The following is a 19,819-nucleotide window of genomic DNA, read 5'->3' on the forward strand; positions in this document are numbered from 1 at the left end:
GTCTCAGACCTTTTCGACTTCTGGCCGGCCCAATATGCCGGAAGGCAGGAAGATCAGCACGATTGCCAGGATCGAGAACGCGGCGACGTCCTTGTAGTCGATCGAGAAATAGGCCGACCACATGCTCTCGATGAAGCCGATCAGGAGGCCGCCCAGCACCGCACCTGGCAATGAGCCGATGCCGCCAAGAACCGCCGCCGTGAATGCTTTGACCCCGGGGGTAAAGCCGTCCGAGAAGGCGATGACGCCGTAGTACATCAGGAACAGCGTGCCGGCGACGGCGGCAAGAGCGGCGCCCATGATGAAGGTGATCGAGATGGTGCGGTCGACGTCGATGCCCAGCAGTGCGGCCATCTTGCGGTCCTGCTCGCAAGCGCGTTGCGCCCGGCCAAGCGAGGTCTTGTTGACCAGGTACCAGAACAGCGCCAACAGCAAAGCCGTGACGATGACGATGATGATCTGCTTCAGCGAAACGCTGACGCCGTTGATGTTGTAGACTTGGCTGACCATCGGCGGGATCGGCTTGTTGCGCGGGCCTTGCGTCACCTGGACGAAGTTCGACAGCGCGATCGACATGCCGATGGCGGTGATCAGCGGCGCCAGCCGGAACGAACCGCGCAGCGGCCGGTAGGCCACTTTCTCGATCGTCCAATTGTAGAGGCTGGTGAGCAGCATCGCCACGATCATCATGACCAGCAGCGCGATGACCACGGGCACCGAATAAAACAGCGCGCCGAGGATGAGGAAGACGATCAGCGCCGTGAAAGCGCCCACCATGAAGATGTCGCCATGGGCGAAATTGATCATGCCGATGATGCCGTAGACCATCGTGTAGCCGATCGCGATCAGCCCATAGATCGATCCCAGCGTCAGCCCATTGATAAGCTGCTGGACAAAGTACTGCATGTGTACATGGCTCCCCTGGAATGTCGCCCATGCAGACGCATTCCTTTTCGTATTTCCCCTAGTCGTAAAGTTTCGAGCCCGGATTGCAACGTGATTTTTTTGACCGCTCCGCGTGTTTGCAAGTCACGTCTTCCCGATCGCCCGCTTTTCGCACCCAGCCCCTGGACTATCGCGGACCCTATCATTGGCATAACGCAATGTCTTTGACGATTGAGCCGCATCATGCGCTCCGTTTCGAAGAAATCACCGTCAAAATTAGGTGATGAGAGGAATCGTTGCATTCCTGACACGGTTCGTTTTTTCGTCACGCTCCTTTCCGCAGGGTCAGGATTCTCCTACTTGACCACGAAACCATGTGCGAACGGATCGCGGTCGTCGATGAAGATCGTGTTCAGTCCAGTCATGCGGGCCCAGCCGCCGATCGAAGGGATGATGGCCGGCTTGCCGGCGACGGTGACGTCCTTTTCAACCTTGCCCTTGAACAGCGAGCCGATGATCGATTCATGGACGAACGCATCCCCCGCCTTGAGCTTGCCCTTGGCATGGAGTTGCGCCATGCGTGCCGAGGTGCCGGTGCCGCAGGGCGAGCGATCGATCGCCTTGTCGCCGTAGAAGACGGCATTGCGGGCATCGGCTCCCTCGACCGTCGGCTTGCCGGTCCACAGCATGTGCGACAACCCGGTGATCCCGGGATTCTCCGGATGCACGAAGGAATACTTCTCGTTGAGCCGCTGCCGCACCACCGGGCTCCAGGCGATGAGGTCGCCGGCGGAATAGTCGGCCATATCGCGATAGTTCGCCTGCGGCTCCACGATGGCGTAGAAATTGCCGCCATAGGCGACATCGACGGTGATCTCGCCGAGCCCCGGACATTCTACCGCCAGTCCTTCGGCATAAAGGAAGGACGGCACGTTGGTGATGCGCACCTCCTCGACATACTCGCCGACCTGCTTGTATTCCGCGATGACCAGGCCGGCGGGCGTGTCGAGCCGCAGCACACCCGGCGTCTTCGGCTTGATCAGCCCATGTTCGACCGCCATCGTCACCGTGCCGATGGTGCCGTGACCGCACATCGGCAGGCAGCCGGACGTCTCGATGAACAGGATGGCGATGTCGCAATCCTCACGGGTCGGCGGGTAGAGGATCGAGCCGGACATCACGTCATGGCCGCGCGGTTCGAACATCAGGCCGGTGCGGATCCAGTCGTATTCGGCCAGGAAATGCGCCCGTCGCTCCATCATGGTCGAGCCCTGCAGCAGCGGGCCGCCGCCGGCGACCAGCCGCACCGGGTTGCCGCAAGTGTGGCCGTCGATGCAGAAGAAGGATTTCTTGGCCATGTCGCTCCTCGAGATCAAAACCGTTGTGGACTGAAGGGGGCCAGATCAACGGATGAAGTCTGTCCCAGAACGAATTCCCTGATCAACCGCCCGGTTGCCGCGGCCTGCGTCAGGCCGAGATGGCCGTGGCCGAAGGCGTAGATCACGGACTGGCTTCGCGCCGCCTTGCCGATGACGGGCACCGAATCCGGCAGGGAGGGCCGGAACCCCATCCATTCGCGCCCGCCCGAGGGATCGAGCCCCGGCAGGAATTCCCGCGCCTTCCGCAAGAGCGCTTTCGACCTGTTGAAATTGGGCGGCCGCTCGATGCCGCCGAGTTCCACGGCACCGCCGACACGCAGGCCGGTTTCGAGCGGGGTGATGACGAAGCCATGGCCGGAAAAGATCAACTGTCGCCTCACGTCGAAGGCGCTCGTCGGCAGCGTCGTGTTGTAGCCGCGTTCGGTCTCCAGCGGAATGCGATCGCCGAGTTGCCGCGTCAGCAGATGCGACCAGGCGCCCGCCGCGATGACAAGGCGCCTGGCTTGCCTGCTCGTGCCGTCGGCCAGCGTCAGCGTCACGGCATCCTGATCCGCCGCGACGCGGTCGATGCGGGCCATCTCGAAGCGGGCGCCCTTGGACTGCGCGTACGCCCACACCGCCTTGCCGAGCAGTTTTGGATCGGCGACGGTCTTCCATCCAGGCACGAAAGTGCCTTTGACGAAGCGCGGTGACAGCCCCGGCTGCAGGTCCGCCAGGATCTCGCCCTCGACATGGCGGAAGCCGATGCCGAAGCGCTCGCGCGCCGCCCAGCCCGACAGCGAGGCGCGGAACTCGGCCTCGCCTTCGTAGAGTTCGAGCGAACCGTCCTCGCGCAGCATCGGCCGGGTGCCGGAACGATCGAGCAGATCCATCCATTCGGCCTCGGCAAGCTTCATCATGCCGGCCTGCGCCGTCAGGCTCGCCTCGTATTTCCCAGGCGCGCCGGCGCGCCAGAACCGGATCAGCCAAGGCAGCAGCTTCGGCAGGTAGGCGGGCGGAATGCTGAGCGGGCCGAGTGGATCGGCGAGCCATTTTGGCAGCTGCCGGATCACGCCCTTGTGCGCCAGCGGCAACACGTCGGAGAAGGCAAAGGCGGCCGCGTTGCCGGAGCTCGTCTCCTCGCAGATACCCGTGCGGTCGAAGAGCGTGACGTCCAGTCCCGCCTCGGCAAGGAAGGCAGCCGCGCAAATGCCGATGATGCCGCCACCGACGATGGCGATGTCTCTCCCTTCTCCCCGTTCACGGGGAGAAGGTGCCCGCAGGGCGGATGAGGAGCGCCGCCCCTTGTCTGTCGATTTGGACTTTCCTTGCACCTGGGCGCTGCCTCTCATCTGGCTGTCGCCACCCTCTTTAGAACTGCGGCAGTGTCGGCCGCGCCGCCAGCGCATCCTTGATGATCTTCTCGACAGCCTTGCGGCGTTCGCCCGACAGCGGCATGCGCGGCATGCGCACGCGGTCATTGGTGTTGATTGCGAACACTTCGGCAAGCTTGATGTTCTGCACCAGATAGGTCGAGACATCGAGGTCGAGCAGCGGCCGAAACCAGCGGTAGATGGCGAGCGCCTCTTCGCGGCGCCCCTGCTTCATAAGCTGGTAGATGGCGACGGTCTCGCGCGGGAAGGCGGTGACCAGACCGGCCACCCAGCCGATGGCACCCACGGAGAGCGCCTCGAAGGCCAGGTTGTCGACGCCGGTGAACAGGTCGTAGCGGCTGCCCAGGCGGTTGATGATCTCGGTCGAGCGGCGGATGTCGTCGGAGGATTCCTTGATGGCGACGAAGCGCTTGTCCGACGCCAGCTCCTCCATTTGGTCGACGCTTACATCGACGCGGTAGGCGAGTCGGTTGGAATAGATCATGACCGGCAAGTCGCCGGCTTCCGCCACTGCGCGCAGCGCCGCCACCGTCTCTTCCGCGTTGGTGTGGTAGATCGGGCTCGGCACCACCATCAGGCCATTGGCGCCTTCCTTGGCGGCGCGCTTGGCGATACTGGCGGCCTCGCGGGTGCCGGCCTCGTTGACCGTCAGCAGCACCGGCTTCTTGCCAGCGATCTTCTGCGCGGTCTTCAGCACCTCGATCTTCTCGTCAGGCGACAGCATCGGTCCCTCGCCCAGCGAGCCGCAGACGATGATGCCATCGCAGCCGGCATCCATTTGCAGGCCGAAGCAGCGCTCCATCTCGGCGTGATCGAGCCGGTCGTCGGCGGTGAATTTGGTCGTGACGGCGGGGAAAACTCCGGTCCACATAGCTATCTCTCCATCTGATATATCAGCCGTATATCTGTTAGGAAAGCTGCTGTCAATGCGGAATCTGTATGATATATTCCAGATATATCAGGAGAGAGCCTTTGATATCCATGGAAGCAAGCATCGTGTCGGAGCCCGCGGCGACCAAGGCCTATCGCGTCCTCGAAAACATGATCGTCACGCTCGAACTGGCCCCGGCGAGTTTTGTCACCGAGGGTTCCCTGATCGAGCGGCTGGCGCTCGGCCGCACGCCGGTGCGCGAGGCGATCCAACGGCTTGCCTGGGAGGGATTGCTCGACGTCAGGCCCCGCGCCGGCATCTCGATCGCGCCACTGCACCCCGGCGACTGGCTGCGCGTGCTCGACGCAAGGCGCGGCGTCGAGGTGGTGCTCGCCCGTTCGGCCGCACGCTTCGTCACCCGCGAGGCCGCCGACCTGTTCCACGAGGCGGCGCTCGCCATGCAGAAAGCAGTGATATCAGGCAATGTGCTCGCCTTCATCCAGGCCGACAAGGCGCTCGACGAGGCGCTGGCGCTGGCCGCCGACAACCCGTTCGCCGCCCGGCTGGCCGCCCCCCTGCAGACCCACAGCCGCCGCTTCTGGTTCCGCTACAAGGCCGACACCGGGCTGGCGGAGTCCGCCGAGCACCATGTTGCATTGATCCGCTCGATCCTGGACGGCGATGAGGAAGGCGCCGCCAAGGACGCCAAGAAACTGATGGCACTGCTGCGCGGCCATGCCGAGGTCGCCGCCACGCGCTAGTTGCAAGAGCGCGAAGGCAAATCGCTCAGGCGCCCGGCAAGGCCGCCTTGAGTGTCGGGCTGTCCCAGCCTTCGCCAACCGACAGGATACAACTCTGGCCTTTCGTATCGGAAGCCAAGACCGTCCAGCTGCCTTGTTCCGAAACGAAGACCTCGAGGACCACATTGGGGTTGATCAGGCCGCGCCCGGCTTCGCTTTCGTGGAAGTTCTCGCCGAGCGCCTTCACGATATCGGCGCGTGGCGCGCATTGCCCAGCTGCATTTGCCTGAGCAGCGCACGAGCACATCGCCATCGCCGCAACGAACATTGTCGCCGTAAGACGTCGTGTCATTTGACACCTCCTTGCGCCGGACGATGCAATGCCACCGGCCCGCCGTCGGCGCCCTGGTTGTCTGCCGCGCCTCCTCCACGGCAGGATTGCAGCCCTAAGTCGCGCAATCCCCCACCGGTTCCATCACATTAGCGTTTGCAAAAACAAAAGGCCTAAGTCCGGGGACTTAGGCCTCAGGTTCAATCGATCTTCTCATCCGCCCTGCAGCGAGGAAGACCAGATAAAAAAGCGTCCGGTCAATTCATCGTCGGGATAACGAACTCGGCGCCGTCCTTGATGCCGGACGGCCAGCGCGAGGTAACCGTCTTGGTCTTGGTGTAGAAGCGGAACGCGTCCGGGCCATGCTGGTTGAGGTCGCCGAAGGAAGACGCCTTCCAGCCGCCGAAAGTGTAATAGGCGATCGGCACCGGGATCGGTACGTTGACGCCGACCATGCCGACTTGGACACGGCTGGCGAAGTCGCGCGCGGCGTCGCCATCGCGGGTGAAGATGGCAACGCCATTGCCCATCTCATGATCGTTGGCGAGTTTGATGGCGTTCTCATAGGTCGGCGCGCGCACCACCGAGAGCACCGGCCCAAAGATCTCTTCCTTGTAGATGCGCATATCGGCCGTGACATTGTCGAAAAGGCAACCGCCCATATAGTAGCCGTCCTCATAGCCCTGCATCTTGAAGCCGCGGCCATCGACGACAAGCTTGGCGCCTTCCTTGACACCGGTGTCGACGTAACCCTTGACGCGCTCCAGCGCCTGGGCGGTAACCAGCGGGCCGAAATCCGCTGCCGAATCCGTCGAGGGACCGACCTTCAGGCTTTCGACGCGCGGAATCAGCTTTTCCATCAGCCGGTTGGCGGTGTCGTTGCCGACCGGAACGGCCACCGAGATGGCCATGCAGCGCTCGCCGGCCGAGCCGTAGCCCGCGCCGATCAGCGCGTCGACAGTCTGGTCCATGTCGGCGTCGGGCATGATGATCATGTGGTTCTTGGCGCCGCCGAAGCACTGCACGCGCTTGCCGGCCGCCGTGCCGCGCGAATAGATGTAGTGCGCGATCGGCGTCGAGCCGACAAAACCGATGGCCTTGATGTCGGGATCGTCGAGGATGGCGTCGACGACATCCTTGTCGCCGTTGACGACATTGAGGATGCCGGCCGGCAGACCGGCCTCGATGAACAGTTCGGCAATGCGCATCGGCACACCCGGATCACGCTCCGAAGGCTTCAGGATGAAGGCGTTGCCGCAGGCGATCGCCGGCGCGATCTTCCACAGCGGGATCATCGCCGGGAAATTGAACGGCGTGATGCCGGCGACGACGCCGAGCGGCTGGCGCATCGAATAGACATCGATGCCGGGGCCGGCGCCGTCGGTGAACTCGCCCTTCATCATGTGCGGAGCGCCGATGCAAACCTCGACCACTTCCAGGCCGCGCTGGATATCGCCCTTGGCGTCGGCGATGGTCTTGCCATGTTCGCGCGCAAGGATCTCGGCCAGTTCGTCATAGTCGCGGGCGACCAGTTCGAGGAACTTCATCAGCACGCGCACGCGGCGCTGCGGATTGGTCGCGGCCCATTTGGGCTGTGCGGCCTTGGCGTTCTCGACCGCGGCGCGCAATTCCGCCTGCGAGGCCAGTGCCACCGTGCCGCGCACAGTGCCGTCCATCGGCTGCATGACGTCCCGCTTGCGGCCGCTGGTGCCGGCGACACGCTTGCCGCCGATGAAATGACCGTAGTCGATCATGATTTCTCTCCCTGGGTTGTGATGTCGCATTGTCCGCCTTTGGCCGGCCGATGGCAACGCGAGGGAGAACGCAACCGTTGTGCGTAAAATAGATATCGATTGACGCGTGAGCATCAATTCTCGCAAATACTCGCCCGAGATCTCCATCAGGGGAACGCCATGAACTGGGATGACGTCCGCATCTTTCTCGCCGTGGCGCGGGCCGGCCAGATCCTTGGCGCCGCCAGGCGGCTGGAGCTGAACCACGCCACGGTCTCGCGCCGCATCGCGGCCCTTGAAGACGCGTTACGCACGAAACTCTTCCGCCGGCTGACCACCGGCAGCGAACTGACCCCGGCCGGCGAGCGCTTCCTCGACATCGCCGAGCGCATGGAGGGCGACATGATCGCCGCCCGCTCGACCATATCGGGCGAAGGCGACGACGTGTCCGGAACCGTGCGCATCGGCGCGCCTGACGGCTTCGGCGTCGCTTTCCTGGCCAAGCGGCTGGGCGAACTCACCGCCCAGCACCGCGAACTCACCATCCAGCTCGTCCCGGTGCCGCGCTCCTTCTCCCTGTCGCGACGCGAGGCCGACATTGCCATAACCGTCGAGCGGCCGACCGAAGGCCGGCTGGTGGCGGGAAAACTGGTCGACTACTCGCTCGGGCTGTTTGCCTCCCGCGGCTATGTCGACGCGCATGGCCTGCCCAAAACCGCCGCCGAACTTGGCCAGCACACCCTCATCGGCTATGTGCCTGACCTGATCGTCAGCCCGTCGCTCGACTACGCCGCCGAATTCAGCGCCGATTGGCGGACCAGCTTTGCCATCTCCTCCGCACTTGGTCAGGCCGAAGCGGTGCGCTCGAGCGCCGGCATCGGCATCCTGCACACCTTCGTCGCCCGCTCGATGCCGGAGTTGGTCGCCGTCGATGTGGTCGCGCCCATCCGCCGCGCCTACTGGCTGGTCTATCACGAATCGGTGAGACCGCTGCGCCGCGTCCAGATCGTTGCCTCCTTCATCACCAAGGCGGTGGAACGGGAGCGGGGGTTGTTTACCTGATTTCGCCCAGATGCCTGCGGGTTTCGCGCCCTTCAGGCAGGGTGCCGACATCACAATAACGCGGGCCTGGATCACGCACGCCGCCTTTTCCTTGCCACAAAACCGACCAGTGTGGCATCAGGCGTGCGGTCGCCGGCCATGGGACAGGTCGGGTGGGGAAATCTTTCAGAAAGCTGGCGCGGATAGACATGCGAGCCGTTCTTGCCATCCTGCCGCTGCTGTTCGTCTCCGCATGCGCCAACCCATGGACAAAAGTTCCGGAAGCCGAATTGCCGAAACCGATCCGCTACGCCATGGCGCGTCCCTCGCCTTTCGTCATCGGCAATTACTGCGGTCCCGGCACCCGCACCGGCGATCTGTCGGCCCGGCCTGTCGATCGCCTCGACGCCGTTTGCCGAACCCATGATGCCTGCTACATCGCCCGCCGCAACCATTGCGACTGCGACGGCGCCCTTGTCGCCTCGGCGAGGGCGATCCGCGATGACATGACGGCCCCCCGCAAGATGCGCGGCGAGGCGGACCTGCTGATCGCCACCTTCGCCATCCCTGTCTGCAAGGTTTTCCCGCAAGGTTTCATGCCGCCCCGCGACCCGGCGCAGTTGAGCGTCATGAAGGCCGGGGCGACGGGGTGAACATCCGCACGGCCATCCTCGCCCTGTTCGGGCTGGCCGCCCTTGCCGGCTGCGGTGCGGGCCGCAATGCCTGCGAACTATCGGCCGGGCAGGAGGCTTGCGCACGGCCCTCGCTGTCGGCTGGCACGCCCGGGTCGCGGGTCGCGGCTGAGCAGTTCTTCGGCAATGACGGCGGCAGCGACTATGAAAGACGGTTCCTGGCACTGCTCGCCCACAACCAGCTCGGCGCCATGGACCGTGCCAACGGCACCGGCCCCTTCGGGCGCAACCGCCTCGATGTCCAGAACCGCGATTTCCAGGCGACCTATTCGACGCTCCAGCACCTGGCCGGACCAGTCGCCAACGCTCATCTGCCGCCGGTCGGTGGGGGCAGCGGCGACGGTCATTTCGACGGCCGCTGGCGGGTGTCGCGGCAGACGCTCTATATCGATGCGGCGGCGCGGCCCTCGGCCCCCGGGATTTTCGATTTCTCCGGCTTGCAGGCACGCAGCACCGAGATCGTCGTGCGACAGGCGGGCAAACAGCCGGCCGACATCGAAGGCAATTGCGACGGCGCGTTGGCGCTCCGCGCTGGCGGAGCCTCACGCACCATCGCCGCCGGCGCGGCATTCCGCTTTCACCTCTCCGGCGAGGACGACACGGTCAGCCTGTTCCCGGGCGACAGCCTGAACCGGTGCACGGCGAGGATCCGCTCCAGCCTTGCGCCCACCGGTACACCGCTCACCATCCGGCGCGAAGAAACCGCGGATCCGGCGCTTGCCAGCTTGGACAGCCGCTACCAGCGCTGCCCAGTCCCCGGCGGTGCCGGCCTCGATGCGCTCGAGCGCGCCTTCTATGCCGGCCGCTGGCTGTCGCAGACCTGCGCCATGCCGATCGGCGAGCCCAGGCTGCTGCGCAAGTCGCGCGACGGCTTCAACGCCAAGGTCGAGGCGCTGATGGGCGCGCCGCTGCCCGATGCGGCAATAGACAGGGGCGATCCGGAACTGCCGCTCGATTTCTCGAAGGCGCCAAGGCTGAAGCTGATCTATCTGTCCTCGCTGGAATTCAAGGCCGATTTTTCCGGCCGGGTCATCGAACGGCTGATCCGCCATCATGCCGCGCTTGGCACCAAGGTGCGCATCATGGTCACCGACGTGCTGGAGCGCGAAAAGGACGACGCCATGCTGCACCGGCTGGCCGCCGAATTCCCCAATGTGGAGCTGCAGGAATATCGCTGGCGGGCGGACCACGGCGCGCCGATCGACGAGCAGATTTCACAACTGCACAAGGTCCATCATGTCAAGATGCTGGCCACGCTGGCGCAGGACCCCGCGCGCTCGCGCGTCATCATCGGCGGCCGCAACATCCATGACGGTTTCCTGTTCCACCAGCCGATCGATCTGTCGCGCTATCCGGACCTCGAGCAATACGGCAAGACCGACGGGTTTTCGCTGAATTACTACTCGAACTGGAGCGACTTCGACATCGAGTTCGCCGACCGGGCGACGGTCGAGACGCTCGCCGCGCAGCTGTCGACGATATGGCTGCGCGACGCCGACACCAACCTGGCGCGCCCCTTCTCCATCCCGGTCCGCGGAGATGGCCCCCGGGGCAATGCCCGGCATTTCATCTCGATGCCCTATGAGGATGACCATGCGCTGGAGGCCTATTTCGTCGAACTGGTCGATGCCGCCCGGCACCATATCCAGATCGTCAACCCCTACCTCAATCTGACGCCGAGCCTCGCCAAAGCTTTTGACCGGGCGCTCGCCCGCGGCGTCAGGATCGACGTTGTCGGCCGCATCGACCTCAAGGGCGATATCGGGGGCAGGTTTCTCACCGCACTCAACAAGCTGTTCGTCGAGAAATATGGCGACCGTATCGATATCCGCGAGTTCAAGGCGCCTGACGTGGTGCTGCATTCCAAAATCATGATGATCGATGAAAGGCTGGTTGCCATCTCCTCGGTCAACCTCAACAACCGCAGCTTCTTCCACGATTCGGAGAACGGCATGATGGTGCTCGACCCCGCCTTCTACGCCAGGATGAAGCCGGTCTATGACGACTACCTCGCCCACTCGAACCCGGTCGCCACCAATGTGACGATCCCGTGGGCCTACCGGCTGCTGTTCGACGAGGCGTGGGTCAGGCAGGCGTTCTGATATCGCCCCCGGTACCGGGGCAACGATATAAGCAAAGAAAAAAGCGCGAGACGCGCGGCTGCTATTTCAGGTAACGCTCCTGCGCCAAGGCACGCACGTCGATGTCGGGCACCCGGTTGGAGACGATGTCGGCCAGCACCTTGGCCGAGCCGCAGGCCATGGTCCAGCCGAGCGTGCCATGGCCGGTGTTGAGATAGAGATTGGACAACTCCGTGCGGCCGATCAGCGGCGGTCCGTCCGGCGTCATCGGCCGCAGCCCGCACCAGAACGTCGCATCGCGCATCGCGCCGGCTCCCGGAAACAGGTCGCCGACCGAGTGTTCGAGCGTGCGCCGGCGCGATTCATGCAGCCTGAGGTCGAAGCCGGAAATCTCGGCCGTGCCGCCGACGCGGATGCGATCGCCGAGCCGGGTGATCGCGACCTTGTAGGTTTCGTCCATCACCGTCGACACCGGTGCGGCGGCGGCGTCCTTGATCGGCACCGTGATCGAATAGCCCTTGACCGGATAGACCGGGATCGGTCGCTTCATCCGGCGCATGAAACCAGCCGAATAGCTGCCCAGCGCCATCACATAGGCGTCGGCGGTCAGCCAGCCCTTGCTGGTGCTCATATTGTTGACGCGGTTGCGGCTGCGGATGACGCGCCATATCGTCGTGTCGTATTCGAACTTGACGCCGCGCGCCACGCAGAGCTCGGCCAGCCTATCGGTGAACATCTTGCAGTCGCCGGTCTCGTCGCCCGGCAGCCTCAGGCCGCCGACGAATTTTTCACGCACCCCGGCCAGCGCCGGTTCCGCCGCGATGCAGCCGTCGGGATCAAGGACCTCATAGGGCACGCCATATTTCTTCAGCACCTCGACATCGCCTCCGGTGCCATCGAGCTGCTTTTGCGTGCGAAACAGCTGCAGCGTGCCCTGCGCCCGCTCGTCATAGGCGATGCCGGTCGCCTCGCGCAGCGCCTTCAGCGTGTCGCGGCTGTATTCCGCCAGCGGCACCATGCGCGATTTGTTGATCGCGTAGCGCTCGGCGGTGCAGTTGCGCAGCATCTTGACCAGCCACGTCCACATGTGCAGATCGAAGGCCGGCCGCACCACCAGCGGACCATGCTTCATCAAGAGCCACTTGATCGCCTTGAGCGGGATGCCGGGGCCGGCCCAAGGCGAGGCATAGCCGGGCGAAATCTCGCCGGCATTGGCAAAGCTGGTTTCCAGCCCCGGCCCTTTCTGGCGGTCGATCACGGTCACCTCGTGGCCGGCCTCGGCGAGATAGTAGGCCGTGGTCACCCCGATCACGCCACTGCCCAGCACCATAATTTTCATCATTCACTCCTTGCCGCCGAGCGTCCTCAGGACGCGCGTGGACGCAGCCGTATTTTTCGATTTGCGCATGATCCCGAGCGAAAATCGATGCCGATCTTCGAGACCACGCGCTGTTGCCCATTCACGCCGCCGAGGGACCGAGGTCGTCGTCGTCTGTCTGCCGCATTCCGGCCGTCTCGCCAAGAGGCCTCCAATCGGCTGCGGCACTGTAGACAAGCCTGAGCCCGTGCGGTCGCTGCGCGTCAGCCTGGTGTTTCTGCCTGACCGTGCGCCGGGCAGCCTCCGGCTGGTAAAGCACGGCCCGGATCAGGATCGACTCCCGCCGGCCGTCGGCGTGTTCGACCATTGCCGTCTGGCCTTGCGCCATGCCAAGCATGCAGAGCCCGCGCCTCGTTGCGACCGACAGGCTGGAGCCGACCGGCCCGCGCACCTCGTGCGGCACCAGGGTTCGCGTCTCCGCGGGACCGGTATCGACGCCGAACACTACCCTGCTGTTCAGCGTGACGATGTCAAGGCCGACCGAATCGATCGGCACGACATCGGCGCGTGAAAGCTTGTGTTCGAGCATGCGCACGATCGGATCCGCGAATGCCCGCCGCCGCTCCAGCATGACTTCGAGAACGGCAAAGTCCTTCGTCGTCAGGCAGCAATTCGTGCTCGTCATCACCGTCTCCGCCTTCAAGCTCGTTGCGGGCCGGAAGCCGGCGTATCGACGGCTTCGACGGTCACTGACAGTTCCCGACCACCACGACCGCTCCAGCAAACCGCCTGCCCAACGCTCGCGCCGATGAGCGCGGTTCCCATCGGCGTCAGCACCGAGATCCGGTTCTCGGCTATGTCGGCCTCGCCCGGGTAGACCAGCATGATGCGCTGGGTGTCCCCGCTTTCGCCGCGCACCATAACCGTCGAGCCCATTCGCACCACACCGGCCGGCATCGCCGCCGCGTTCGTGACGACGGCCCGGTCCATTTCCGAAAGCAGCTCCTCGGCCCTCTCGGGCGCGCGATCGAGCAACGCCCTCGCCAGGCCGGTCAGCCTGTCATGGTCGGCTTCGCTGATCAGAATATGGCTGTTTGGACGCAGTTCTTTTGCATGTTGCATGGCAAACCTCATGGATCGGCGCATCGAACGGATGCGCGCCTGCCGCCGCACTGATGGCGGCGTGATGAAAGGCCGGCAGCCGCGAAGAGCTGTTCGGCTTGCGCTTGTGGATGTATGGATGCCCCGGTACGGACGGACGCCAGAAGGCGGCCGCGCCGGGGCTACGATCCCGCGATCGGGCAGACCCTGAACAAAGTTGTGCTATAAGCGAGGTTGCTCATGCGCCGAACCTTGCCGACAGGCGTCCGCTTGTCAAGCGCGGCCAAACCGCTCAGCCGCCGACATAGCGCCGATGAAACCGCGTCCCAAAGCTGGCCAGGATTTCGTAGCCGATGGTGCCGGCATGGCCGGCGGCATCGTCGACGCTCTGTGAAGGGCCGAGCAGTTCGACGAGATCCCCTTCGCGGAGCCTGCCGGGCGGCAAGGCCGAGATGTCGAGAATGATCGAATCCATCGACACGCGTCCGAGGAAGGGCAGGCGCGCGCCCTCGAACCAGGCGGCCGACGCGGACCGGCGCAGCCAGCCATCCGCGTAGCCGAACGAGATCGTCGCCAGGCTGAGCGGCCCTTCCGCATGGTAGGTGTGGCCATAGCCGATGCCGGTGCCCTTTTCGACGCTGCGCGTCTGCGCCACCTTGGCCTGCAGCCGCACCACGGGCAGCATCGGGTTGGGTTCGGCAGGCGTCGGATTGATGCCATAGAGCGCGGCGCCAGGGCGGGCGAGATCATAATGGTAGGACGGTCCCAGAAAGATGCCGGAGGAATTGGCGAGCGAGGCGGGTGCCCCGGGCAGCATGGCACGCAACCGCTCGAAGGCCCGCCGCTGCTGTTCGTTGGCGGGATGGTGCGGCTCGTCGGCGCAGGCCAGGTGGCTCATTACATACCTGATGGCGATGCCATCGAACGCGGCGGTGTCGCCGGCCATGGCCTCGACTTCGGGCGGCGCCATGCCAAGCCGCGACATGCCGCTGTCGATCTGGATCGCGGCCGGAAGTCTTTGGCCAACGCGATGGGCCGCCGCGCGCCAGGCCCTCAACTGTGCGCCACTGTTGATGACCGCGCAAAGACCAGATGCGACCGCTTCCCCCTCGGAACCTGGCGGCAGACCGTTCAGCACATAGATCGCGGGTCCGGCCCCGATCGCCTTGCGGAGCGCGATTCCTTCGTCCAGCAGAGCGACGAAGAAGATGTCGCAGCCTTCTTTCATCAGCGCCGATGCCACTTGGCTCGCACCCAGACCGTAGCCGTCGGCCTTGACCACGCCCGCGCAGCGCACGCCGCCCAGCCGCGCCTTCAGTCGCCGGTAATTTTCACGGATCGCGCCAAGATCGATGGTGAGGATGGCCCCGGCAGCAGCCTCGCTCGGGGCGTCGGCTTCCTCGGGCAGTGATCTTTTGGGGGCGTCGTACATGGCGGCCCTTCTTGTGACGGACAGACATCAAATCAATAAGGCGGTCGAACCGGCGCGGCAACCGCGGGCGTTTGAACCGCGGCCGGAGCCCGTCCAGCTATGGCACAAGGTGACGGAACGCGCCCACCACCTCTTCATAGACCTTGCGCTTGAACGGCACGATCAGGTCGGGCAGGTCTTGCATCGGCCGCCATGACCATTTGTCGAATTCGGCTGTGTGGCCGCCCGGCGGCGGATTGATCTGGATCTCGCTGGCATCGCCATGGAAGCGGAAGGCGTACCATTTCTGCGTCTGGCCGCGATACCGCCCCTTGAAGGCGATACCGACCAGATGGTCCGGCAGGTCATAGTTGATCCAGTCCGGCGCTTCTGCCAACAGCGAGACGCTGCGCATGCCGGTCTCCTCGTAGAGCTCGCGCTCGGCGGCCTGCAACGGCTCCTCGCCCTTGTCGATGCCGCCTTGCGGCATCTGCCAGAGCTGCGTCGTGCCGGCGAACTCGCTGTCGGGTTCGGCAATGCGATGCCCGACCCAGACCAGCCCCTCGCCATTGAGGATCATCAGCCCGACACAGGGTCGGTAGGGCAGCGTTTCGCGGTCGACTTTTTTCGTCTGCGGCATCACTTAGTCTCTCCAGTCGCCTTCCGAAGGCCTTGGCTAACCCTTTTGCGGATCGACGGCCACCGCTGAAATCGGCACGATCTCGATGCCGCGCTTCTTGGCCTCGGCCACCCATGACGAGACCGTGTCGACCGTCAGGTCGAAAGCCGAGCCGATGCCGACGGCCGTGCCTTTGGCACGCGCGATCGCTTCGAGACTGTCGAGCTTCTTCAGGATGGCGCCGCGATCCTGCACCGCATCGATCGCCGTGTCGCCGGCGACAAAAGGGACGCCATTCCTCAGCGCCATGTCCGGAGCCAAGCTGCGCGCCGACGAGCCGTCGTCGATATAGGCGAGGCCCCTTTTGCCAAGTTCGGCCATGAACGGCTCCATCGCCGCGGAGTCGGCGGAAAACCGCGCGCCCATATAGTTCATGACACCGGTGTAGTTCGTCGTCCGCGACAGCGCCCAGTGCAGGTTCTTCAGGTTTTCTTCCGCGCTCGCCGCCACCGTCAGCGTGTTGCGGCCGGGGTTGACTTTGGGATAGTCGAACGGCTCGAGCGGCACCTGCATGACGACCTCGTGGCCGCTCTGCCTTGCAGCCTGCATCCAGCGGCCGATGCTGTTGCCCTGTGGCGCGAAGGCCAGCGTCACTTCCGCCGGCAGCTTGGCGATCGCCGCCTGGGTACCAGTCTGTGAAACCGCGAGCCCGCCGATGATGATCGCCACACGCGCGCCACGCGTGCCGGACCATGGCCGCGCATAGACGTCGAACGGTCGCCTTCCGTCGGCGGAGCGCATCGGCAAGGGCCCGGTTTCACTGGTTTCGATCAGCGCCTTGTCGGGAATATGCGCGATCTTGAGGTTCTGGCCGACGGTCGATGGATCGCGAATGACGATTGCCGCCTTTGGCGGGCCATCGCCTTCTTCGGTCTGCACATGAATGATCTGCGGACCGCCCGTCTTGGCCGGCATCTCCACCTTTGGCGCCGCCGCCGGGGCCAATGCGGGAGGCGACGCGGCGGGCTCGGCCGCCGCGGTCACTTTCGGCGTCGAGACGGCGACTTCCTGCGGCTTTCGAAACGGCTTTTCCCTGAACGCGATCGCGGCCGAGACGCCGACCACGGCAAGCACGATCGCGCTCGCCGCGATCACACCGACGCTGATCTTGCCGGCGCCGCGAGGCGCCCGGACGGCCTGTCCAAGCGGGCGTTCGATGTCCTTGCCGATATCAGCCAAGCCCTATCCCCGATGCACGGTTCCGAAGGTGACCTCCTTCGGCAACACATGCACGAATTCATCAATCCTGGCGCCTAGGCGCCATATCTGGAGGCCTGGTCCTGCCCCCCGAATCAAACTGCCGGAACCTTTCGGTCCCGGCAGCATTGCATTGCTTCGTTCAACCGGCCAGACCGGTTGCCTTACTGGTTGAGCACGGCCTTTTCCGGATTGGGCGGGAAGGCCGGATCGGTCTTCTGGCCGCGCAGCAGCTGCTCGGCATAGATGAGCTGCAGGTCGTCCTTCGGATCCGGTGGCACATAGGCCGCGGAGCCCGAGCCGGTCTTGCTCTCGTCGGCGCCCTTGATATGGCCCTTGAGATCGGATTCGCCGCGCGTCAGGTCCCTGCCCTGCAGTTCGGGCGGCAGGGGCTGGTCGACCTTGATGTCGGGCGTGATGCCCTTGCCCTGGATCGATTTGCCCGATGGCGTGTAATAGAGCGCCGTCGTCAGCCTGAGCGCGCCATTCTCGCCGAGCGGGATGATGGTCTGGACCGAGCCCTTGCCGAAGGACTGCGTGCCGACCACCGTGACGCGGCGCAGGTCCTGCAGCGCGCCGGCGACGATTTCCGAAGCGCTGGCCGAGCCGCCATTGACGAGCACGATCATCGGCTTGCCGTTGATGTCGTCGGTCTGCTTCGGCTTGGCGTCGAAGCGGGTGACGTCCTTTGGATCGCGTCCGCGCGTCGAGACGATCTCGCCGCGCTTGAGGAAGGCGTCCGACACGCTCACCGCCTGGTCGAGCAGGCCGCCCGGATTGAGGCGCAGGTCGAGCACATAGCCCTTCAGCTTGTCGTCCGGCACCTGCTTCTTGATGGTCTCGATGGCGTTCTCGAGGTCGTCATAGGTCTTCTCGGTAAAGGAGGTGATCTTCATGTAGCCGATATCGTTCTCGACCCGGAACTTGACCGCCTTGACCTTGATGATGTCGCGCACCACCGTCAGCTCGATCGGCTTGTCGGCGCCCTGGCGCAGGATGGTCAGCTTGATCGGCGTGTTGACCAGGCCGCGCATCTTGTCGACCGCGTCGTTGAGCGTCAGGCCGCGAACCTCCTCGCCGTCGATCTTGGCGATATAGTCGCCGGCCAGCACGCCAGCCTTGGCGGCCGGCGTATCGTCGATCGGCGTGATCACCTTGACCAGGTCGTTCTCCATGGTGACCTCGATGCCGAGGCCGCCGAACTCGCCCTTGGTCTGCACGCGCATGTCCTGCGCCTGTTCGGCGTTCATGTAGGAGGAGTGCGGGTCGAGCGAGGAAAGCATGCCGTTAATGGCGTTCTCGACCAGCGACTTGTCGTCGGGCGGGGTCACATACTGCGCCCGCACCCGCTCGAAGATGTCGCCGAAGATCGCCAGTTGCTTGTAGGTCTCCGACCCCGCAGCGTTCGCCGCCGAGCCGGGTGCGCCATAGACAAGGCTCATGGCGGACGCGCCCATCAGCGCACCGGCAAACAGAAGCGACAGTTTCCGCATCATTTCACGTCCTTCCAGAAAAACGGTCCGCCCACCATGGGGCCGGATCGACGGGTTTTCCATCCTTGCGGAACTCGACATAGAGCTCCGGCGTGGCATTTCCATTCTTCGAAACCGAGGTGCTTGCCACCCGGGCTTCTCCCATCGCGCCGACCGGCTCTCCTGCAAGCACCGACTGGCCAGTCGCGACGCTGATTCTGCTCATCCCAGCCAAGACGACATGATAACCGTCGCCGGCATTGAGGATCAAGAGTTGACCGTAGGAGCGAAACGGCCCCGCATAAAGCACATTCCCATCCGCCGGCGCGGTAACGATGGCTCCCGATTGTGTCGCAACCATGTCCCCAAGCATCAAGGCGCCGTTACCGTCGTCGGCGCCAAACCTGCGTTTGATGCGGCCGGTGACCGGCAGGGCGACCTGTCCTTGCAGTGCCGAGAAAGGCGCCGCGGCGGTCAACCTGTTGCCTTCGGGAACCGGCAGCGATGCTGTCTGGTCGCCACCGGGGTCGGTGCCGCCGGCCTGGCCAGCGGCGGCTGCCTTTGCGGCATCCGCCGCCTTGCGGTTCTTGTCTGCCTGCGCTTCGAGCGAGGCGATCAGATCCTTCAGGCTGCTCGCTCTGGCCGCCAATTGCTCGGAACGCTGCTGTTCGGCCGCCATCTGCGCCTTGGTGTCGGTCTCGAGCTTCTGCTTGGCTTCGAGCAGCATGCCGAGCCGCTTCTTTTCCGCCGTCTGATCGCCGACCGCCGCCGTCAGCCGCGCCCGTTCGGCTTCGATCGAAGCCGTCACCCGGGTCTGCTCCTTGAGATCGGCCAGCAGGCTGTCGGTCTGCTGGCGCAGTTCCGGCACCACGGCGCCGAGCAGGATGGCGCTGCGCACCGACGACAGCGCATCTTCCGGCTTGACCAGGATCGCCGGGGGCGGGTTGAGCCCCATGCGCTGCAGGGCGCCCAGCACTTCGGCCAGCACGTCGCGCCGCGCCGCCAGCGAAGTACGGATCTTCTGTTGCTGGCCCTTCAGCCCTTCCAGCTTGGCGCCGATGTCCTCGATGTCCTGGCCGAGCTTCTGCTCGGTCATCGCCGACTGGATGAGTGCCGCGGTGATCGAGGCGTGGTCCTTCTTGACCGTTGCGATATCGGCGGCGAGCTTGGCCAGCCGTTCGGACGACAGCGTTATTTCCTTCGAAACCTGCTCGTATTCGGCACGGCTCTGGTCCGGATCGGGCGCCATGTCGAGCGTGTTTTCGGCCCGCACCGCATGCAACGACAGAAGCGCCGCCACCGCCGCGACACCGCAGCGCATGCGCCAGGAGCCTCCCGTCGATGGGCCCGTCGTCGATTTCCAGCCTTCAGACATTCGCGATCGATTCTATCCGCGCCTTCGTTAACGAATCATCAACCATGTTAGCGCCTGTCGCCCAAAGGGTTCGCAATAACGCAATGCAACGGAAAAACAGGCCCACGTCGAATCTTGCGCGGCATTTGGGGCCAAATTCG

Annotated in this window: 18 protein-coding genes; 4 read left to right on the forward strand and 14 right to left on the reverse strand. The window is 64.5% G+C overall.

Annotated features, from left to right (window positions below; all coding sequences use genetic code 11):
* Nucleotides 1-3: 3 nt before the first annotated feature.
* From FJ527_RS08325 to FJ527_RS08340, 4 genes are all read right to left on the reverse strand, one after another.
* Nucleotides 4-906: a branched-chain amino acid ABC transporter permease gene (locus tag FJ527_RS08325; protein ID WP_015315217.1), complete on the reverse strand. Its 903-nt coding sequence runs from the start codon at nt 904-906 to the stop codon at nt 4-6.
* Between the two features lie 335 nt (nt 907-1,241).
* Nucleotides 1,242-2,243, reverse strand: coding sequence for a 4-hydroxyproline epimerase (locus tag FJ527_RS08330; RefSeq protein ID WP_140822620.1), 1,002 nt, complete (start codon nt 2,241-2,243; stop codon nt 1,242-1,244).
* Between the two features lie 14 nt (nt 2,244-2,257).
* Nucleotides 2,258-3,595, reverse strand: coding sequence for an FAD-dependent oxidoreductase (locus FJ527_RS08335; RefSeq protein WP_181166304.1), 1,338 nt, complete (start codon nt 3,593-3,595; stop codon nt 2,258-2,260).
* A 19-nt stretch (nt 3,596-3,614) separates the two neighbouring features.
* Complete coding sequence (locus FJ527_RS08340) at nt 3,615-4,508, reverse strand: dihydrodipicolinate synthase family protein (protein WP_015315214.1); 894 nt, start codon at nt 4,506-4,508, stop codon at nt 3,615-3,617.
* A gap of 110 nt (nt 4,509-4,618) precedes the next feature.
* Here FJ527_RS08340 and FJ527_RS08345 point away from each other — a divergent pair, with 110 nt between their 5' ends.
* Nucleotides 4,619-5,269: a GntR family transcriptional regulator gene (locus tag FJ527_RS08345; RefSeq protein ID WP_246677695.1), complete on the forward strand. Its 651-nt coding sequence runs from the start codon at nt 4,619-4,621 to the stop codon at nt 5,267-5,269.
* A gap of 25 nt (nt 5,270-5,294) precedes the next feature.
* On the opposite strand, the gene FJ527_RS08350 is transcribed toward FJ527_RS08345, so the two are convergent.
* Complete coding sequence (locus FJ527_RS08350) at nt 5,295-5,600, reverse strand: hypothetical protein (RefSeq protein WP_015315212.1); 306 nt, start codon at nt 5,598-5,600, stop codon at nt 5,295-5,297.
* A 236-nt stretch (nt 5,601-5,836) separates the two neighbouring features.
* Nucleotides 5,837-7,333 carry a CoA-acylating methylmalonate-semialdehyde dehydrogenase gene (locus FJ527_RS08355; RefSeq protein ID WP_140822629.1) on the reverse strand — a complete coding sequence of 499 codons (1,497 nt, stop codon included), beginning with the start codon at nt 7,331-7,333 and terminating at the stop codon, nt 5,837-5,839.
* A 159-nt stretch (nt 7,334-7,492) separates the two neighbouring features.
* On the opposite strand from FJ527_RS08355, the gene FJ527_RS08360 reads away from it, so the two are divergent.
* From FJ527_RS08360 to FJ527_RS08370, 3 genes are all read left to right on the forward strand, one after another.
* Nucleotides 7,493-8,374 carry a LysR family transcriptional regulator gene (locus tag FJ527_RS08360; protein ID WP_140662594.1) on the forward strand — a complete coding sequence of 294 codons (882 nt, stop codon included), beginning with the start codon at nt 7,493-7,495 and terminating at the stop codon, nt 8,372-8,374.
* 188 nt (nt 8,375-8,562) lie between these two features.
* A complete protein-coding gene (locus FJ527_RS08365; protein ID WP_015315209.1) occupies nt 8,563-9,006 on the forward strand; it encodes a hypothetical protein in 444 nt (147 codons plus the stop codon).
* Nucleotides 9,003-11,147, forward strand: a complete 2,145-nt coding sequence (locus tag FJ527_RS08370) for a phosphatidylserine/phosphatidylglycerophosphate/cardiolipin synthase family protein (RefSeq protein ID WP_140822631.1) — start codon at nt 9,003-9,005, stop codon at nt 11,145-11,147. The genes FJ527_RS08365 and FJ527_RS08370 overlap by 4 nt, the downstream gene beginning before the upstream one ends.
* A gap of 61 nt (nt 11,148-11,208) precedes the next feature.
* Here the strand turns inward: FJ527_RS08370 and FJ527_RS08375 are convergent, their stop codons facing one another.
* The 8 genes from FJ527_RS08375 to FJ527_RS08410 form a co-directional block, all read right to left on the reverse strand.
* Nucleotides 11,209-12,465 (reverse strand): D-amino acid dehydrogenase, encoded by a 1,257-nt coding sequence (locus FJ527_RS08375; protein WP_140822633.1) that lies wholly within the window; start codon nt 12,463-12,465, stop codon nt 11,209-11,211.
* Nucleotides 12,466-12,586: 121 nt separating this feature from the next.
* A complete protein-coding gene (locus FJ527_RS08380) occupies nt 12,587-13,129 on the reverse strand; it encodes a nucleoside-diphosphate kinase (protein WP_140822635.1) in 543 nt (180 codons plus the stop codon).
* Between the two features lie 14 nt (nt 13,130-13,143).
* Nucleotides 13,144-13,566 (reverse strand): nucleoside diphosphate kinase regulator, encoded by a 423-nt coding sequence (gene rnk / locus FJ527_RS08385; RefSeq protein ID WP_140822637.1) that lies wholly within the window; start codon nt 13,564-13,566, stop codon nt 13,144-13,146.
* A 271-nt stretch (nt 13,567-13,837) separates the two neighbouring features.
* A complete protein-coding gene (gene alr, locus FJ527_RS08390; protein WP_140822639.1) occupies nt 13,838-14,977 on the reverse strand; it encodes an alanine racemase in 1,140 nt (379 codons plus the stop codon).
* 97 nt (nt 14,978-15,074) lie between these two features.
* Nucleotides 15,075-15,596, reverse strand: coding sequence for an RNA pyrophosphohydrolase (locus tag FJ527_RS08395; protein ID WP_140662582.1), 522 nt, complete (start codon nt 15,594-15,596; stop codon nt 15,075-15,077).
* Between the two features lie 36 nt (nt 15,597-15,632).
* Nucleotides 15,633-16,814, reverse strand: coding sequence for a divergent polysaccharide deacetylase family protein (locus tag FJ527_RS08400; protein ID WP_140822641.1), 1,182 nt, complete (start codon nt 16,812-16,814; stop codon nt 15,633-15,635).
* A gap of 182 nt (nt 16,815-16,996) precedes the next feature.
* On the reverse strand, nt 16,997-18,328 hold the full coding sequence (locus FJ527_RS08405) for a S41 family peptidase (protein WP_015315201.1): 1,332 nt from the start codon (nt 18,326-18,328) through the stop codon (nt 16,997-16,999).
* A 1-nt stretch (nt 18,329) separates the two neighbouring features.
* On the reverse strand, nt 18,330-19,679 hold the full coding sequence (locus tag FJ527_RS08410; protein WP_140822643.1) for a murein hydrolase activator EnvC: 1,350 nt from the start codon (nt 19,677-19,679) through the stop codon (nt 18,330-18,332).
* Nucleotides 19,680-19,819 lie beyond the last annotated feature (140 nt).

The organism is Mesorhizobium sp. B2-4-18 (assembly GCF_006441385.1).
Lineage (GTDB): Bacteria > Pseudomonadota > Alphaproteobacteria > Rhizobiales > Rhizobiaceae > Mesorhizobium > Mesorhizobium australicum.

Bases quoted from the DNA above. Each gene is read 5' to 3' on its own strand.
- FJ527_RS08325 (WP_015315217.1), bottom strand. From the start codon at position 906: ATGCAGTACTTTGTCCAGCAGCTTATCAATGGGCTGACGCTGGGATCG.
- FJ527_RS08330 (WP_140822620.1), bottom strand. From the start codon at position 2,243: ATGGCCAAGAAATCCTTCTTCTGCATCGACGGCCACACTTGCGGCAAC.
- FJ527_RS08335 (WP_181166304.1), bottom strand. From the start codon at position 3,595: ATGAGAGGCAGCGCCCAGGTGCAAGGAAAGTCCAAATCGACAGACAAG.
- FJ527_RS08340 (WP_015315214.1), bottom strand. From the start codon at position 4,508: ATGTGGACCGGAGTTTTCCCCGCCGTCACGACCAAATTCACCGCCGAC.
- FJ527_RS08345 (WP_246677695.1), top strand. From the start codon at position 4,619: ATGGAAGCAAGCATCGTGTCGGAGCCCGCGGCGACCAAGGCCTATCGC.
- FJ527_RS08350 (WP_015315212.1), bottom strand. From the start codon at position 5,600: ATGACACGACGTCTTACGGCGACAATGTTCGTTGCGGCGATGGCGATG.
- FJ527_RS08355 (WP_140822629.1), bottom strand. From the start codon at position 7,333: ATGATCGACTACGGTCATTTCATCGGCGGCAAGCGTGTCGCCGGCACC.
- FJ527_RS08360 (WP_140662594.1), top strand. From the start codon at position 7,493: ATGAACTGGGATGACGTCCGCATCTTTCTCGCCGTGGCGCGGGCCGGC.
- FJ527_RS08365 (WP_015315209.1), top strand. From the start codon at position 8,563: ATGCGAGCCGTTCTTGCCATCCTGCCGCTGCTGTTCGTCTCCGCATGC.
- FJ527_RS08375 (WP_140822633.1), bottom strand. From the start codon at position 12,465: ATGAAAATTATGGTGCTGGGCAGTGGCGTGATCGGGGTGACCACGGCC.
- FJ527_RS08380 (WP_140822635.1), bottom strand. From the start codon at position 13,129: ATGACGAGCACGAATTGCTGCCTGACGACGAAGGACTTTGCCGTTCTC.
- rnk (WP_140822637.1), bottom strand. From the start codon at position 13,566: ATGCAACATGCAAAAGAACTGCGTCCAAACAGCCATATTCTGATCAGC.
- alr (WP_140822639.1), bottom strand. From the start codon at position 14,977: ATGTACGACGCCCCCAAAAGATCACTGCCCGAGGAAGCCGACGCCCCG.
- FJ527_RS08395 (WP_140662582.1), bottom strand. From the start codon at position 15,596: ATGCCGCAGACGAAAAAAGTCGACCGCGAAACGCTGCCCTACCGACCC.
- FJ527_RS08405 (WP_015315201.1), bottom strand. From the start codon at position 18,328: ATGATGCGGAAACTGTCGCTTCTGTTTGCCGGTGCGCTGATGGGCGCG.
- FJ527_RS08410 (WP_140822643.1), bottom strand. From the start codon at position 19,679: ATGTCTGAAGGCTGGAAATCGACGACGGGCCCATCGACGGGAGGCTCC.